The following is a 15938-nucleotide window of genomic DNA, read 5'->3' as shown; positions in this document are numbered from 1 at the left end:
ACCGGGGGAAATTTGATGCGCATTCAGGGTATTCACGGCTCTTCTTCCATTGCCGCTGCCATGTCGGCGGTTCCGGACACGGGGAGCCAGGGGGCGGGCGACGGCGGCAGCGGAATCGGCGCCGTCGAAGACACCACCAGCGCGAACAGGGCCGGCAGGGCCGCAGAGGCCGTGGCCGCCCCGCGTCCAACTCCGTTGCGAGTGGACGCGCAGAGGAATCTCGAACATGTACTGAGGGCCGCCCGCGAGGTCTTCGGCGAGCTGGGCTACGGCGCGCCGATGGAGGACGTCGCCCGGCGGGCCCGGGTCGGTGTGGGCACCGTCTACCGCCGGTTCCCGAGCAAGGACGTACTGGTCCGGCGGATAGCGGCGGAGGAGACTGCCCGCCTCACCGAACAGGCACGCACCGCGCTGGGGCAGGAGCAGGAGCCGTGGTCGGCTCTCTCACGCTTCCTTCGCACATCGGTGGCCTCGGGTGCGGGCCGTCTGCTGCCGCCCCGGATACTGCGCGCAGACGGCTGGGGCGGCGATGTGCCGGTCGCCGGAGGCTCTCCGGCGCGGGTGCCGCAGCAGCGGCAGGCCGCGTACGAGCAGGAGGGCCAGGCCGGGCTGCGGCTGGTCGAGGACGGTACCTCTGCCACGGCGGCACCTGCTCAAGGGCAGACCGGGCGTGGCGACGGTGACGGTCTGGAGGGGTTCGAAGACGACTCCGGCTGTGCGGAGTTGCTGGGCGTCGTCGGTCAGATGGTGCAACGAACCCGTGAGGCGGGGGAGTTGCGCGACGATGTGACGGTCGGCGACGTGCTGCTGGTGATAGCCACCGCGGCACCCTCGCTCCCGGACGCCGCACAACAGGCGGCGGCGTCGAGGCGGCTGCTCGAGATACTTCTGGAAGGGCTGCGCCCGCGCCCTCAGGCGTGAGGGCGCGGGCGATCTCGGGGGCAGCGACGGGCACGTGACTCCGGTCCGGGTTCGGATCTGGGTCCGGGTTCGGATCCGGGTCCGGGTTCCGGTCCCGGTCCGGGTTCGAGTCGGGGCCGGCGGGTCCGTGGGGCTCTGCGTTCCGGCCGTGTCCTGACTCGCTCACACGCTCACTCCAGCCCGGGAGTCCGGGGTGGTACGGGCGTGGACTGGACGATCGAAGTTGTCGTCTGCCCGTAGAGCAGAAACCGGTCGAGGACCTCCTCGAACGAACTGACGCCCGCCGCATGGACCTTGATCAGAAAGCAGTCCTCGCCGGTGACGCGATGGCACTCGCTGACCTGGGGGAGGCTCTGAGCGAGTTCGGCGATCTTCGGCAGCTGCCCTGGCCCGGGCCGTACGCGCACGAAGGCGGCCACCGGGTAGCCGAGCGCTGCCGGGTCGACGTCCAGGCGGTAGCCGCGGATGACTCCGCTCTCCTGGAGCCTGCGCAGACGGTCCCGCGCGGTGGGCACCGAGACCTCGATACGTCGGGCCAGTTCGGCGGTGGGCAGACGGGGGTCGGCGTCCAGCTCCACCAGAAGCGCCCTGTCCACAGCATCCATCTTCATCATCGCCAAGTTGAGAGGTGATCTGTAGAGACAACAAGAAACCATTTCACTGAAGAGCTTGCCTTTTCGTCATGGTTCCGCCAGAGAATTGTTGCGATCGTGCCATGCATGGTCAACCTCCCGCGTTTCCTCACAGGCTCAGGCACAGGTACGGGCAGGAGTCCCGGGACGGACGCCGGTGCCGTCGGCGGTGCCGGCGCCGGGCGGTCCGGCGGAGAAGCGGAGTCCCGGGCCCGCAGCAAGGCCGTCGCGGCGGGCGGCAGGCTTCCTCCGTCCACGTACTTCGTGACCAGTGCGGTCTTCCACTACCTCGGGCCGGCGTTCGCGGTTCTGCTGTTCGCCCGGATCGATGTGCTGGGGGTCGCCTGGCTCCGGTGTGCCTCCGCCGCGGTCGTCTTCGCCATATGGCGTCGGCCGTGGCGGGTGTGGGCGAGGTCCTCCGGGCGTCGGCGGCGGCTGCTTCTGGCGCTGGGGGCGGTGCTGGGGCTGATGAACAGTTCGTTCTATCTCGCCTTGGAGCGGCTGCCGTTGGGGACGGTGGGCGCGATCGAGTTCCTGGGGCCGGTGCTGCTTGCCGCGCTGGGGCTGCGTACCGCGCGCAACGCGTGTGCGCTGTTCATCGCAGTCGGCGGGGTCTGGCTGCTCACGGACGTGCATCTCGCCGCCGAACCGCTGGGCCTGGCCTTCGCGTTCGGCAACTGTGCCCTGTTCGTGCTCTACGTGGTGCTGGGTCACCGGCTGGCGGCTGACGGCGGAGCGTCGGGCATCGACCGACTGGGTGCGGCGATGCTCGTGGCGATGGCCGTGGTGGCTCCCGTCGGCATCGGTGACGCGGCGGAGGCGCTCACGTCACCGGTGCTGCTGGCGAGCGCGTTCGGGGTGGGGATCTGTTCCTCCGTCATCCCCTACGTATGCGATCAGCTCGCCATGTCACGGCTGCCTCGTGCCACGTTCGCGCTCATGCTCTCGCTGCTGCCGGCCACGGCGGTCGCCGTCGGCTTCGTGGTGCTCGGTCAGACACCCACATGGCTCGAACTGGCCGGCGTCGCCCTGGTCGTGGCCGGCGTCGCGATCCATCAGGAGCGCTCCGCCGTCCCGCCGCCGTCACAGTCACAGGGGTCGTCGCAGCCGTCACGGCCGTAGCGGAGATCGCCGGCGTAGTGGAGGGCGCCGGTGTCGCCCTCGGGGTCAGAGTGCCGGACGTTGCTGGGCGGCGGGGAGCACGCCCGAGGCCACCGCCCGCTGCCGTGGTGCGGCGGAGCCCGTCCAGCATGTGCCGCGCCGCGAGACGAGGCGGCGCAGCCACAGCTCCGTCGAGACGAGGTCGGCGAGGCCGTCGAGGGGCAGCGGTTCGCCCTGGGAGGCGGCGCGGATGGCCTTGCGTACGACTCGGGCCTCGACCAGTCCGGCGTCCGCGAGGAGGGGGGAGTCGAAGAGTTCGATGAGTTCGCCGGCGGCGGTGCGCAGACCCGCCCGTACGGAGGCCGCCTGGTACGCGTGGGACGGGGCGCCCCAGCCCGCCGGCAGTTCGTGCACACCGGCGCCCGCCAGCACCGCGCGCAGCACGGACGCCCGAGCGCCCGGCTTGACGCGCAGCGCTTCGGGGAGGTCGCGGCAGGCCCGTACGACCTGGTTGTCGTAGAAGGGGGCGTGCAGACGCTGGTTGCGGACCTCGGCGGCCTGTTCGAGTACCCGGTGGTCCGCGGCCTGACGGGCGAGGGCGGCGCGGGCACGCCGTTCGCCGGGACGTTCCACGGTGGGGCGGAGCCTGGCCGCCGCTTCGAGCCGTACGGACACCTCGGCCAGGGCCTCTCCCGTCAGCCACCGGGCCGCAGGGCCCGGACGGCACCAGGTGAGGGCGGCCACCGAGGCGCCGACGGCGCCCTCACTGCCGTAGCCGCCCGCACCGCCGAAGGGTCCGAGGTCGGCAAAACCTTTCCCCATGTCCGCGCCCTGGCCGGAACCGGAGCCGTCCACCGAGCCGTCATCCGAACTCCGCCCCTGACCGGCCGAGTTCCGCCCGGAGCCGTTCCGTCCCGAGCCGCTGCGCCCGAAGCCGCCGGAGCGCAGCCGCTCGGCGGTGGCGGTGACGCCGTCCCGGTACTGCGTACGGGCGAGCTTGCGCGCGGCCCTGTAGACCGTCCACGGCACCAGCACCGACCGGCCCGGCGGTACGTCCTCCGCGCGCGCCAACGCCGCGACGGGACGCAGCAGATGACGTCGGCGGCGGTCCATCAGCAGATCCGCGAGACGCGCCGGGTGAGCGTCGATCACCTGACGTGCGCCGTACCCGACGAAGTGGTCCGAGCTGCCGACCGCCAGCCGCTGCCGGTGTCTGTCCGCGACGACGAGCGACGGACCGGGCTCATCCGTGAGAGGCCCCTCCAACTCGGCGAAGGGCAGGGCCTCTTCACCGGCCGCGACGACGACGTGATGCAGCCGCGGATCGTCCGCGATGCTGCGCGCCCGTTCCAGCTCCGCGGCGGCGGAGCCGTCCGAACCGCCGCTGGTGGCAAGGTCGTTGAAGGTCACGGCCAGCAGCCGCGCGCCCCCTTCCGTGCCGTCCAGTGCGCCGTGCACGGTCCCTGGCACCCCCGGCAGCCCGGCGGCGAGCAGGGCGAGCGTGCCGGAGGCGGGACCGCCCGAGAGATCGGCGCCCACACCGGGCGCGGGGCCGCCGCGTGCGGCGCGCCGGTCGGCGGGGCCCATGCCGGGGACCGGGCCGGGGTCGCGGCCGTCCATGCCATGGGTGGCACGGCCGTTGCGGGCGCCTGACGCACCGCCGGCGGCCGTTCGCCCGGGCCCGCCCGGGTCGGGCCCGCTGCCGCTGTACGGCTCGCGTCCGTAGGAGTCGTGGATGTACGAGTCGTGGATGTACGAGTCGCGTCCGTACGAGTCGCGTCCGTACGAGTCGTCGACGTACGGCTGGTGGCCGTGCCCGTACCCGTACCCGTCATGGGCGTACGCATCGTGCCCGTACGCACTCGCGGGATGCCCCTCGTCGCTGAACGCCCGTTCGCCGTAGGTCCGTTCGCCGTACGCGCCGTCCCCATATGCACCGTCCGCATACGCGCCGTCCCCGTAAGCGGCACCGGGGTACTCGCCGCCGGAGCCGTATCCCAGGTCGCTCTCCGACGCATGCCGCGGTGCCGCCAGCCGCGCCCGTACGGCCTCCACCAGCGCGTCCCGCACCCGAGCGACCGCCGTCTCGGGGTCCACGGGCGGCGGGGCGGAGACGACGAGCGACGACGCGGGCTCGTAACTGGTGATCTCACGGCTGCCTTCGCGCAGGATCAGCGCGTGGCCGGGCGGTACGCGACGCACCCCCTCGTACGGAGTGCCGTCTCCGAGCGCCTCGGGCGCATCGGGACAGGCGAGCAGCGCGCCGAGGTGACCGATGTCGAGTTGCGCCTCGGTGAGGTCGGCGAGCGGCAGGGCGGCGGTGGCGTAGGCGGTGCCGCCGTCCCACGGCGTGTGGAAGACGGGACGGGCGCCCGCGAGGTCGGCAGCGACGGTGAGGCGACGGCCGACGCAGGCGACCGCCGTGTAACTGCCGGGCCAGGCGGTCAGATGCCGGTACGCGCCGCCGCGTGCGGCGGAGAGACCCACACGCAGTTCTTCGTCGCTGGCGCCGCAACACCCGAAGACGGCAAGGCGGTTGGCGGCGTCGGCCTCGACGATCCGAACCTCGTCCGGACGCCAGTCCCCCACCGCCCAGAGCGGGTCGGGGTCACTCCACAGAAGCTGTGCGCCCACCGGCTCCAGAGAACCCGGCGTGTACTGTCCGCGTCCCGGAGCGGCGCTGCTCCATCCCACCAACCATCGCATCGCCGCCCGCCTCCGCTGCCTGAGTGACGCCGTCGTGGGGCCTGCCTCCCCCTGCTTCCGGGGAATGCCTGTCCCCTGCCTTCGGCGGGGAGGCCCCATGCTGCCCTGCGGCCATGTTGCCACGAGTAGGGTGCACGAGAGGCGTGAAAGGGGCGCATATCTGGCCCCAACGCGCCGCTCATGAAGGCGGGTTGCACGGCACGTGCGCCGGGTCGGCCGCGCAGACGGGGGCCGCCGCGCTTTCGGCGACAGTCGGACGGGAGCTGGACGGCAGCGGGACGGCAGCCCGTGGGGCTCTCCTCGGGCCTCCGCCCCGGCAGCCCCCGGACGTAAGGCATATACCGCTGGCTTCGGCTCGCGGCACCGCACGGCTGACCGATGTTATTCGGCCAAGTATGGGAGCGCGGCCGCGCGTTGAGCTGACCCCCGGAGTCCGTTTCTGCGGACCCCGGATTCCTACGCCCCGTGTTCACCGCGTTCGTACGTCCGCCCGCGGCCGATGCCCGTACGGAGCCGTACGGAGGTACGTCCGCGACCCCGTGCCGGAGCCCCGACGCCCGGGCAGGTGATCGGAACCGATCGGAGCCGAAGGCGCGCGAGAACGTGCCGGAACTGTGAGGGCTCCGGAGGCGAAGCGCCGGAGCAAACCGCCGATAGGCGCGTCGCGACAGATCCGCACGGCCCCGACAGCGCTCCCGCCCAGGCCGGTTTGGCGCTCGCGAAGCAGCAACTCGACGGCGGAGAAGGCGGCGGAGAAGCGGAGAAGACGGCGGAGACGGCGGAGCAGCCGACGCCCGGGAATCACACCGAAGAAGGTGCGTCGGTGGGTTCGCCGCACGTCGGCGGGGTTCGCCGGCCCGGGAAGGCTTCTCCAACTTCCCGGGCCGGACCGTCGCCCGCGGGGAATGGGGCGGCGGTTTCCCCCAGCCCGCTGGTCCAGTTCAGCGGGCCGACCCACGCACTTCTCATGGAAGCTCCCGCCCGACGCCCCGCACAGGCGCATGAGCAGGCGCACGACCACACACCCGGAGCACGGGAGGCACCGGCCGCGGCGCCGTTATCCGACGATTTCTTCACACGGATTTCGGCCTACTCCTGTGCGTCCTACGGCAGTTGGCACGTGACGGACGCACGTACGCACCCGCCGGGACACACACGCAGCCACAACCGAACAAGCACTGGCACACCCAGGCACAAAGGGGCAGACACAGACACGGCGGACATCAGCAGACACACACAGATGCCGGCAGACACAGACAGACACCGGCAGACACAAGGACGCGGGCACAGACACACACATGAAAACTCCCCCCGGAAACACTGTCCGGTTTCCACGACGTCCGCCCGCCTCCCGACCGGGCAATCCGCCTGTCCCCCGCCGTGCCCCCGCCGGTGCCCACCCCCGGGATCTCACCGACGCGCCACCCTCGCGCCACCCCCCACCTGCCGAGGCGCCGAAGACGTTCCGCCGACGGCCCCCATGGGTTTCCGCCGTCCGCCCGCAACCGACCGCCGCCACACACGCGGACGGTCACGCGAACCGGCATCCGGCGACAGACCGTACACAGCTCCGAGCCCCTCCACACCGCTCGACACCGCCCTGCGCACGGACACGAATCCCGCCATCCCATCCAGCGCCCCTTAACGGTAGGGATGCGGCGAACTACGCTAAGTCCTCAGTGCGTCCCGCGCCGTACCTGCCGCACAGGTCCGGTCTCCAGGGAGGCATCCCGCGAGTCTTACGCGGGTAGCAGGTGCCTTGCCGCCGGTTCGCACCGGCCGGCGGGGTGGCCGTCGCTGTGTGTCAGGGGTGTGCGCGCATGTCCAGGGAGCCACGCGGGCCGAATGAGAAACTCGGCACCGTTCTCGCCCTCGCAGGGATCAGCAACGCCGGACTCGCCCGCAGGGTCAACGACTTGGGTGCGCAGCGCGGTCTGACGCTCCGCTACGACAAGACGTCGGTCGCCCGCTGGGTCTCCAAGGGAATGGTCCCGCAGGGCGCCGCGCCCCATCTCATCGCGGCGGCGATCGGCAGCAAGCTGGGCCGCCCCGTACCGCTGCACGAGATCGGACTCGCGGACGCCGACCCCGCGCCCGAAGTCGGCCTCGCCTTCCCGCGCGACGTACGCGCCGCGGTGAAGGCCGCCACCGATCTGTACCGTCTGGACCTGCACGGCGGCCGCCGCGGCGGTGGCGGCATCTGGCAGTCGCTGGCCGGGTCGTTCGCCGTCAGCGCGTACGCGACGCCCGCGTCCCGCTGGCTGATAACCCCGGCCGACAGTTCCGTCGCCCGCGACCCGGAGACCGCCGCCGCATCCGGCACGGGCGCGGGCACCGGGGCGGACGGCTCCGCCGGGGACGGCGGATCCGCCAACAGCCCTGACAGCGGGGCCGATTCGGAGCCCGCGGCGGCGCTGCGCGTCGGCCACACCGACGTCGCAAAGCTGCGCGAGGCCGCGGACGAGGCGCGCCGCTGGGACTCCAAGTACGGTGGCGGCGACTGGCGTTCGTCGATGGTCCCGGAGTGTCTGCGAGTGGACGCGGCGCCGTTACTTCTCGGCGCGTACACCGACGAGGTCGGCCGCTCTCTCTTCGGCGCCACCTCCGAACTCACGCGCCTCGCGGGCTGGATGGCCTTCGACACCGGGCAGCAGGAGGCGGCTCAGCGCTACTACATCCAGGCACTGCGGCTGGCCCGCGCCGCGGCCGACGTCCCGCTCGGCGGCTACGTTCTGGCCTCCATGTCGCTCCAGGCCACCTACCGCGGCTTCGCCGACGAGGGCGTCGACCTCGCGCAGGCCGCCGTGGAACGCAACCGCGGCCTCGCCACCGCGCGCACCATGAGCTTCTTCCGTCTCGTCGAGGCCCGTGCACACGCCAAGGCCAACGATTCGCACGCGTGCGGCGCCGCCCTCTCCGGCGCGGAGAGCTGGCTGGAGCGGGCGCGCGAAGGCGACGCCGACCCCTCCTGGCTGGACTTCTACTCCTACGACCGGCTCGCCGCCGACGCCGCCGAGTGCTACCGCGACCTGAAGGCCCCGCGCCAGGTGCGCCGCTTCACCGAGAAGGCGCTGTCGAAGCCGACGGAGGAGTTCGTACGGTCGCACGGGCTGCGCCTCGTCGTATCGGCGGTCGCCGAGCTGGAGTCGGGCAACCTCGACGCCGCGTGCGCTGCGGGAGCGCGTGCCGTCGAGGTGGCCGGCCGCATCTCCTCGGCCCGCACCACCGAGTACGTACGGGACCTGCTGCACCGTCTGGAGCCGTACGGGGACGAGCCGCGGGTTGCGGAGCTGCGGGAGCAGGCACGGCCGCTGCTGGCGGCACCGGCGTGAGGCCGGCTGCCCGCCCAGGCGGAATCCGCCGGAGCGGACGCGGCGCGAGGACGAGCACGAGGACCGGTGCCGGCGCGCGTGCCGGTGCCCGTACGAGCGCGAGGACCGGTGCCCGTACGAGCACGCGTGCCGGCGGAAGTGGAACGGGGTTGCCCGCATCGTGACCTGCGTCGCAGCCTGTTGTCAGTGGTGCGGTTCATGATGGAGAACGTGCCCGCCGACACGACCGACACGTCCCCGACGAGCAGAGCGCCCGCGTCCCGCCCGTCTCACCCACCCCAAACGTCCAGCGCCTCCAGCACCACCCCGGGGAGAGCCATGCAAGAGCCGGCGCCCGCCACGCCCGGCAGCTCCCGCCGCGCCCGCCCCCGCCCCGGGTACGACTGCGATGTCGTGATCGTCGGCGGCGGCATCGTCGGCCTCTCCACCGCGTACGCGATCACGCGCGCCGCACCGGGCACGCGCGTCGTCGTCCTGGAGAAGGAGCCCGGCCCGGCGCGGCACCAGACGGGCCGGAACAGCGGCGTGATCCACAGCGGGATCTACTACCGGCCCGGTTCGCTCAAGGCCCGCTTCGCGGTGCGGGGCGCGGCCGAGATGACGGCCTTCTGCGCGGAGTACGGAATTCCGCACGAGGTGACGGGAAAGCTGATCGTCGCCACCGACCGCGAGGAGCTCCCCCGGCTGCACGCCCTGATCCAGCGCGGCAGACAGCACGGCATTCCCGTACGGGAGTTGGGGCCCGCGCAGATCGCCGCACGCGAGCCGCACGTGCGCGGCCTGGCCGCCATCGATGTGGGCACGACCGGGGTGTGCGACTTCGGCGCGGTCGCCGGGCAGCTGGCGCGGCTCGCCCAGGAGGGCGGAGCAGAGATCCGTTACGGCTCGCAGGTCACGGCCGTGCGGCGGCGTACGGGCAAGGGCGTGGCCGTACGGGTGGCCGAGGAGGACGCCCCGTGCTCACCGGCCGGCTCGACGGCGACCGGCTCCCCGGCGCGGGGTTCCTCGCCGCAGGGTTCCTCCGTCGTACGGGCCCGCGCGATGGTCAACTGCGCGGGCCTGCACTGCGCGCGAGTGGCACAGCTGACCGGGGACGAACCGGCCGCGCGCATCGTCCCGTTCCGCGGCGAGTATTTCGAACTGGCGCGTGCCCGCGAGGATCTCGTGCGCGGGCTCGTCTATCCCGTGCCCGACCCGGCCTTTCCCTTCCTCGGCGTGCACCTCACGCGCGGCGTCGACGGCGGCGTCCACATCGGTCCGAACGCCGTTCCCGCGCTCGCGCTCGAGGGGTACGACTGGCGCACGGTCCGCCCCGCCGAACTGGCCGCGGTCCTCGCCCACCCGGGCACCTGGCGCATGGCCCGCCGCCACTGGCGTTACGGGGCGGGCGAGTTGCGCCGTTCCCTCTCCAAGCGCGCGTTCACCGAGGCGGTGCGGCGGCTGCTCCCGGAGGTCTCCGAGGGCGACTTGGTCCCCGCTCCCGCGGGAGTGCGCGCACAGGCGGTACTGCACGACGGGACGCTCGTCGACGACTTCCTGATCACTGAAGGCCCGCACGCCGTCCATGTCCTCAACGCGCCGTCCCCCGCAGCCACGGCTTCGCTGCCCATCGGCCGCGAAGTGGCGTCACGTGCCCTGAGCGCGCTCAACGCGCTGGAGCCAGCGGCCCGCTGAGCGCACACCGGCGCCCGCCCCGGCCCCGCGCACCCGCACACCCCGCCCGTCTGCCTGCCCGTCCACGCACCCTCCCACCCGAGGTCACAGGGATTTCCCAGGGCCGCGGGCAGCGCCCGTACAGTGGAAGTACTGTGCCTGAGAAGCGTGAGAAGCCCGAGAGACTCGAGAGACCTGTCATGTTCCCGGACGGCACCGGCCCGTCGCCCGACCCGGCCGGCTCGCACCACGAGCGCCGCATCCGCAGCTTCCAGCCCCGCCGCAGCCGCGTCACCTCGGGGCAGCGAGCCGCGCTGCGCCGGCTCTGGCCACGATGGGGCTTCGACATCGACGGGCAGCGCCGCATCGAACTGTCCGAGCTGTTCGCGGACGACTCCGGGCAGCAGCCCCATGAACGTACGAGTGGGCGCACGGGATCGCCCGCGCCTGCTCGCGAAGAGCGCCCCGTCGTCCTGGAGATCGGCTTCGGCATGGGAGAGGCCACCGCCGAAATGGCCGCCGCCGACCCGGACACCGGCATCCTCGCCGTAGACGTGCACACCCCCGGCCAGGGCAACCTGCTGCGCCTCGCCGAGGAGCGCGGGCTGACCAACATCCGTGTGGGCAACGGCGATGCGATCATCCTGCTCCGCGAGATGCTCGCCCCCGAATCCCTCTCCGGCCTCCGCGTCTACTTCCCCGACCCCTGGCCGAAGAAGCGGCACCACAAACGGCGCCTGATCCAGCCCGAGTTCCTCGACCTCGCGGCAGGCGCACTGCGTTCGGGCGCGCTCGTGCACTGCGCGACGGACTGGGAGCCCTACGCCGAGCAGATGCTCGACGTCCTCTCCGGGCATCCCGCGTACGAGAACACCCAGCTCGACGGCGGCTTCGCCCCGCGCCCAGCCGTGCGGCCCCGCACCCGCTTCGAGGAACAGGGCCTGGAGCAGGGCCACAAGGTGCGCGACCTGCTCTTCCGCCGCCGCTGAAGGCGACTCGAAGGCGACTCGAAGCAGCGGTACGACAGCCAACGGAACGACCGCGGCCGACCGAGCCCGGCGAGGCGAGCGCCGGACCGAACGCGACGAGAGCGCAGGCCGAACGAGGCGTGGGGCCGGGCCGAAGCCCGACCCCACGTCCCTTCCGCCCGTCCTTCCTCGTCCGTCAGGCGCTTTCCTGGGAGCGGTAGGACGTCGAGTCGTCGATGCCCTCGACCTCGATGCGCTCCTTACGGACCGTGCCGCGGACGGTCTCCTGGTCGACGTGCTCCTCGGTGACCAGACGGATCCGCTCGACCGGCACCGCCTCGGTCTCCACGACCGGACGCTCGTCGTGCAGGACGACCTCGTAGGCGTCCTCGGAGATCTCGGGTCCGCTCAGAGCGGCGCCCCTGTTGGCGTCGGTGATCGGCTCCCGCTCGATGCGCACCTCCTCGTGGCGCACCGGAACGGTCTGTTCGACCTCCTCCGTGACCACGTACTTCAGCAGGCGCGCACGACCGGTCTCGTACCGCTCCGTGCCGACGCGCAGGTGCTCCTCGGAACGGGTCATGGCATCCTGCCCGGTCGCGTAACCGGCAGCCGGGCCGGCGTCGGCACCGGCGCCTTCACGCTCGTACGGCATCGCGCCCGTGGTCGCGGCTCCCGCCGCTCCCGCAGCCCCGGCCGTACCTGCGGCGCCGACGCCCGCAGCCGTACCCGTGTCCATATCCGTGTCCGTCCCCTGAACTCCGGCCTCTCCTTCGGCCGGCGCCTGTGTGCCGTCCCAGTCGAAGCCGTAGAAGCTGTAGAGCTCGCGCTCCTGCTGCTCGGTGAGGCGGCCCTTCGAGACGTCCATGTGGGGTGCGTCCTTCACCTTCGTCCTGGCGAAGGGCACCTCGATGTTGTCACCGACGACGCGGCCCTCGTGGATGGGTACGAACGTCTCCTGAGTGCCGAAGAGCCCGGTGCGGACCGTGGCCCACTCCGGCTCGCCCGTGCGCTCGTCGAGGAAGACGTGGCGGGCCTCGCCGATCTTCTTGCCGTCGGGGTCGTAGATCATGTGGTCGACCACCGCGGGGATCTGCTCCTGGGAGATCATGAAGAGCCTCCTACTCCCAATGGCGTATCACTCCGACTCCAGACAAACGCGGTCTGACCTCGCTCGCACGCCCGTACCAGAACATTCATTGCCAAATCAGTCCAAACGGGTGAATGAATCCGTTTCTGATCATGCCGCGCGGCCCTGTCGGAAGCCTCCGTCCGTCAATCCGGGGCACTCCGCTCCAGGCCGCCGCCCGCCTCGTTACTGTCGAGTGGTGGACGACGAACCTTCCGGCGCGCGCGACGCGCCCCCGCACGCGGACCGTCCCTCTCCGAAGGGGCAGGACGCCGCGGGTACGGACACGCCCACGTCGGACCGGGACCGCCGGGAGGGGACGGCCCCGGACGCGACGGACACGCCGCCGGCCCCGCAGCCGCGGGCCACATCGCCCCAACCGGCACACCAACCACCACAGGCGCAGACACAGGCACAAGCGCAAGCGCAAGCGCATCCGGTGCAACAACAGCAGATGCGGCAGCAGCCGGTGCAGCAGCAGTCACCGCAGCCGCAACCCCAGCCGTACGGCGGCCCTCCCCCGCAACCAGGCCCACAGCCCGGCCCGCAACCCGGCGGGCAACCGGGCCCGCAGCCCCAGCCGCACTCCTACGCGCACCCCGTCCCGGCCTGGGACCAGCAGCCCCAGTTCCCCGCGATGCCGGCCTCCCCGGCGGACTGGCGCTACCGCGCCCCCGCAGCGCCCTCCTGGTGGCACCGTCACCGCCGCACGCTCCGCCTCCTGACCCTCGTCACGGTGCTCGCGCTCTGCGGCCTGATCATCCTCGGCCTCGTACGGCAGCAGACCGGCACTCTCGGCCTCCTCGTCGGTCTCGGTCTCGCCGTACTGCCGGTCCCGCTGCTGATCGCCGCGTTCCGCTGGATCGACGGAGTCGAGCCGACCCCCTGGCGCAACCACTTCTTCGCCTTCGCGTGGGGCGCGTTCGCGGCGACGCTCGTCGCCCTCCTCACCAACAGCCTGGCCACGAGCTGGCTCGTCACGTCCCTCGCCGACGCCGACGCCGAGCCCCGTGCCGACGTACTGGGCTCGACCGTCATCGCACCGATCGTCGAGGAGACCGCCAAGGGCGCCGCCATCCTGCTGCTGTTCCTCTTCCGCCGGCGCGACTTCAACGGCGTGATATCCGGCATCGCGCTCGCGGGCATCACCGCCACGGGCTTCGCCTTCACCGAGAACGTGCTCTACCTCGGCACCGCCTTCGGCGAGGACCAACTCCTCGGCCCGGACGCGCTGCACGAGTCCGTGACCGCGATGACCTTCTTCATCCGCATCATCGTGGCCCCCTTCGCGCACCCCCTCTTCACCGCCCTGACCGGCATCGCCGTCGGCATCGTCGCCGCGCTGCCCAGCATGGGACGCGCACTGCGCATCCTCATCCCGGTCCTCGGACTGCTGACGGCGTCGCTGCTGCACGCGATCTGGAACGGCTCCGCTTCCCTGCAGGACTTCACGTTCCTCTTCGTCTACGCCCTCTTCATGATCCCGGTCTTCGCCGTGCTGACCTGGCTGGCGGTCTGGTCGCGGCGCCTGGAGCTTCGTACCGTCCGCGACACGCTTCCCGCGTACGCCGCGGCCGGCTGGTTCGATGCGGCCGAGCCGTGGGGGCTGGCATCCATGCGGGCGCGGGCGATGGCCCGTACGTTCGCACGCCGCGCGCACGGGCCGTCCGGTGCCCGTACGGTCGCCGAATACCAGCACTTCGCCACCTCGCTGGCACTGCTGCGCGCCCGCGCGCTCCACGGGTCGCCGGCGCCCGACTTCCAGGCCCGCGAGCAGGAACTCCTGCACCACGTCTGGCAGCGGCACGGCGTCGCAGGCCCGCCGACGGCCTCGGCGGCGGTCAACCTCAACCGCTACCGGCCACCGGGGCCGCCGCGGCCGCCGGGCTGGGGCGGGCCACCGACGTACGCACCATACGGAGCCCAGCACTTCCCGGTCCGGTAGCGGCGTGACGGACGAAGGGGGCGGGGGAGTGGGAGTGAAACGGTGCGCGGTGGACGGTGAACTGGGCGCCGAACACGTGCAGTTCGGGGTAGGCGGCGCACAAAGCGACCCAAGCTCCCTCACTCCATGTATCGGCTGCACGACTAGCACATACTTGCGGTGACTTCGTATCGCTGCCAGCATGCCCACAGTTGGGACGGGTGAGGCAGCAGAGGGTTGGGGGCAGTCGTGCAACTGACCGACATGGTGGCTGCCGAGCAGCAGGTCCGTGACGACGCGGCCGCGGCGCGGCCGGAGTTCACGGCATTCCTGGACGGCTTCCGTCACCGCGCCGTACTCGTACCGCTCGACGACCAGGGCGGCATCTGGTCCGCCGAACTCGGCGGCATCCGCTGGATCCTGGCCTTCTCCGACGAGAAGAAGCTGGCGCGCTTCGCGAAGCACGGCAGCAACGCCGAGATCGGCATCCGCCAGCCTGGCACTTCCGTGGACGAGGGCAAGCAGGTCTGGAACTACCGCAAGGTGCTGGGCTGGCGGCTCCTCGACTCCGTCATACCCGCCGCCGGGCGGCCCTGCGGCGTCGCGCTGGACGCCGGCAGCGACGGCGGTCAGGTGCTTCCGCCGGTCGCGGGCATCGTCCCCGACAAGGCCACTCTGGACGCGTACGCGACGGGCGCCAACCGACGTACGTGACCGGCTGGTCCGGCCCCGGACCAGACCCGGCCCGCTAGATCCCCGTACGGGTGCAGGTGCGGGTACGCGTGCGCCCCGGCCCGGCCTCCACGAACCACTCGCGCCCGAGCAGCAGCCCGAACAGCGGCACCGGCAGCCGCACGAGCGCCCTCATGGCGGGCGCGATCCGGCCCGTCCCCTGCGCGACCTCGCTGCGGTGTGCGGCGAGCGCGGCCTGCTTCTGCCGCGCGTACCGCCGTACGCCGATGACGTGCGTGATGTCCGCACGTGAGCTGTAGATCCCGCTCAGCGCCTCGGGGTCGTACCGGACGGGGATCCGCAGCAGCCGCACCAGCCTCATCAGCCGGCCGAACGCCTCCCTCGGCATGGTGGCCTCCAACACCCTTGGCGTCCCGGCCAGTTCGGCAGCCCGCTTCCCGACGTAGTGCACCTTCACGTGGTCGCGGTGCCCGTAACCGCCGTTGGCGTCATAGCTGAGCAGCACATCGGCATCCTCCTCGCGCAGCACCTCCGCCAGCCGCCGGGCGGCCTCTTCCGTATCCGCCCGTACGAAACGGCTCCGGTCCGGCGGATCGGGGTACAGCTCCTTGCCGTGCCCGCTGTCCGCATACCCCAGATGCACGACCCGCCCGACTCCGAGCACCGCGGCGCTGTCCCTCAACTCCCGCATGCGGGGCGGCTCCTCGCCCGGGGGTGCCTCGCCCATCAGCCCGTCGGTGGCCACGACGACCACGACCCGGTGCCCTTCGGCCGCCGCCCGGGCGAGGGTCCCGCCGGTGAGCAGCACTTCGTCATCGGGGTGGGCGTGGAGGGCGATGAGGGTGGGCATGAGGGCATCTTCGCCCATCGATTCCAATC

The 15938-nt window shown here is 72.1% G+C and carries 11 protein-coding genes; 7 read left to right on the top strand and 4 right to left on the bottom strand.

Going from position 1 to position 15938, the window contains the following annotated elements:
• Positions 1 to 15 precede the first annotated feature (15 nt).
• Positions 16 to 921 (top strand): TetR/AcrR family transcriptional regulator, encoded by a 906-nt coding sequence (locus tag ACSMXX_RS17225; RefSeq protein WP_473179586.1) that lies wholly within the window; start codon positions 16 to 18, stop codon positions 919 to 921.
• 170 nt (positions 922 to 1091) lie between these two features.
• Here the strand turns inward: ACSMXX_RS17225 and ACSMXX_RS17220 are convergent, their stop codons facing one another.
• Entirely contained in the window at positions 1092 to 1526 is a 435-nt protein-coding gene (locus tag ACSMXX_RS17220; RefSeq protein WP_473179585.1) for an Lrp/AsnC family transcriptional regulator, read from the bottom strand.
• 114 nt (positions 1527 to 1640) lie between these two features.
• Here ACSMXX_RS17220 and ACSMXX_RS17215 point away from each other — a divergent pair, with 114 nt between their 5' ends.
• Complete coding sequence (locus ACSMXX_RS17215; RefSeq protein WP_473179584.1) at positions 1641 to 2675, top strand: EamA family transporter; 1035 nt, start codon at positions 1641 to 1643, stop codon at positions 2673 to 2675.
• 45 nt (positions 2676 to 2720) lie between these two features.
• Here the strand turns inward: ACSMXX_RS17215 and ACSMXX_RS17210 are convergent, their stop codons facing one another.
• Complete coding sequence (locus tag ACSMXX_RS17210; protein WP_473179583.1) at positions 2721 to 5360, bottom strand: asparagine synthase-related protein; 2640 nt, start codon at positions 5358 to 5360, stop codon at positions 2721 to 2723.
• Positions 5361 to 7180: 1820 nt separating this feature from the next.
• On the opposite strand from ACSMXX_RS17210, the gene ACSMXX_RS17205 reads away from it, so the two are divergent.
• From ACSMXX_RS17205 to trmB, 3 genes are all read left to right on the top strand, one after another.
• Positions 7181 to 8692 (top strand): MFS transporter, encoded by a 1512-nt coding sequence (locus ACSMXX_RS17205; RefSeq protein ID WP_473179582.1) that lies wholly within the window; start codon positions 7181 to 7183, stop codon positions 8690 to 8692.
• A 318-nt stretch (positions 8693 to 9010) separates the two neighbouring features.
• Positions 9011 to 10366 carry an L-2-hydroxyglutarate oxidase gene (gene lhgO, locus ACSMXX_RS17200; RefSeq protein WP_473179581.1) on the top strand — a complete coding sequence of 452 codons (1356 nt, stop codon included), beginning with the start codon at positions 9011 to 9013 and terminating at the stop codon, positions 10364 to 10366.
• A gap of 179 nt (positions 10367 to 10545) precedes the next feature.
• Positions 10546 to 11334 carry a tRNA (guanosine(46)-N7)-methyltransferase TrmB gene (gene trmB / locus ACSMXX_RS17195; RefSeq protein ID WP_473184823.1) on the top strand — a complete coding sequence of 263 codons (789 nt, stop codon included), beginning with the start codon at positions 10546 to 10548 and terminating at the stop codon, positions 11332 to 11334.
• A gap of 175 nt (positions 11335 to 11509) precedes the next feature.
• On the opposite strand, the gene ACSMXX_RS17190 is transcribed toward trmB, so the two are convergent.
• Positions 11510 to 12424 carry a PRC and DUF2382 domain-containing protein gene (locus ACSMXX_RS17190; protein ID WP_473179580.1) on the bottom strand — a complete coding sequence of 305 codons (915 nt, stop codon included), beginning with the start codon at positions 12422 to 12424 and terminating at the stop codon, positions 11510 to 11512.
• A 472-nt stretch (positions 12425 to 12896) separates the two neighbouring features.
• Here ACSMXX_RS17190 and ACSMXX_RS17185 point away from each other — a divergent pair, with 472 nt between their 5' ends.
• Complete coding sequence (locus ACSMXX_RS17185) at positions 12897 to 14387, top strand: PrsW family intramembrane metalloprotease (RefSeq protein WP_473179579.1); 1491 nt, start codon at positions 12897 to 12899, stop codon at positions 14385 to 14387.
• Between the two features lie 228 nt (positions 14388 to 14615).
• On the top strand, positions 14616 to 15080 hold the full coding sequence (locus ACSMXX_RS17180; RefSeq protein WP_473179578.1) for an SseB family protein: 465 nt from the start codon (positions 14616 to 14618) through the stop codon (positions 15078 to 15080).
• 34 nt (positions 15081 to 15114) lie between these two features.
• On the opposite strand, the gene ACSMXX_RS17175 is transcribed toward ACSMXX_RS17180, so the two are convergent.
• Entirely contained in the window at positions 15115 to 15909 is a 795-nt protein-coding gene (locus ACSMXX_RS17175) for a PIG-L deacetylase family protein (protein WP_473179577.1), read from the bottom strand.
• Positions 15910 to 15938: the final 29 nt, after the last annotated feature.

The organism is Streptomyces sp. DSM 116795 (assembly GCF_055792905.1).
Note: the sequence above shows the minus strand (reverse complement) of the source record. Positions and strands in the feature narration are given on the sequence as shown.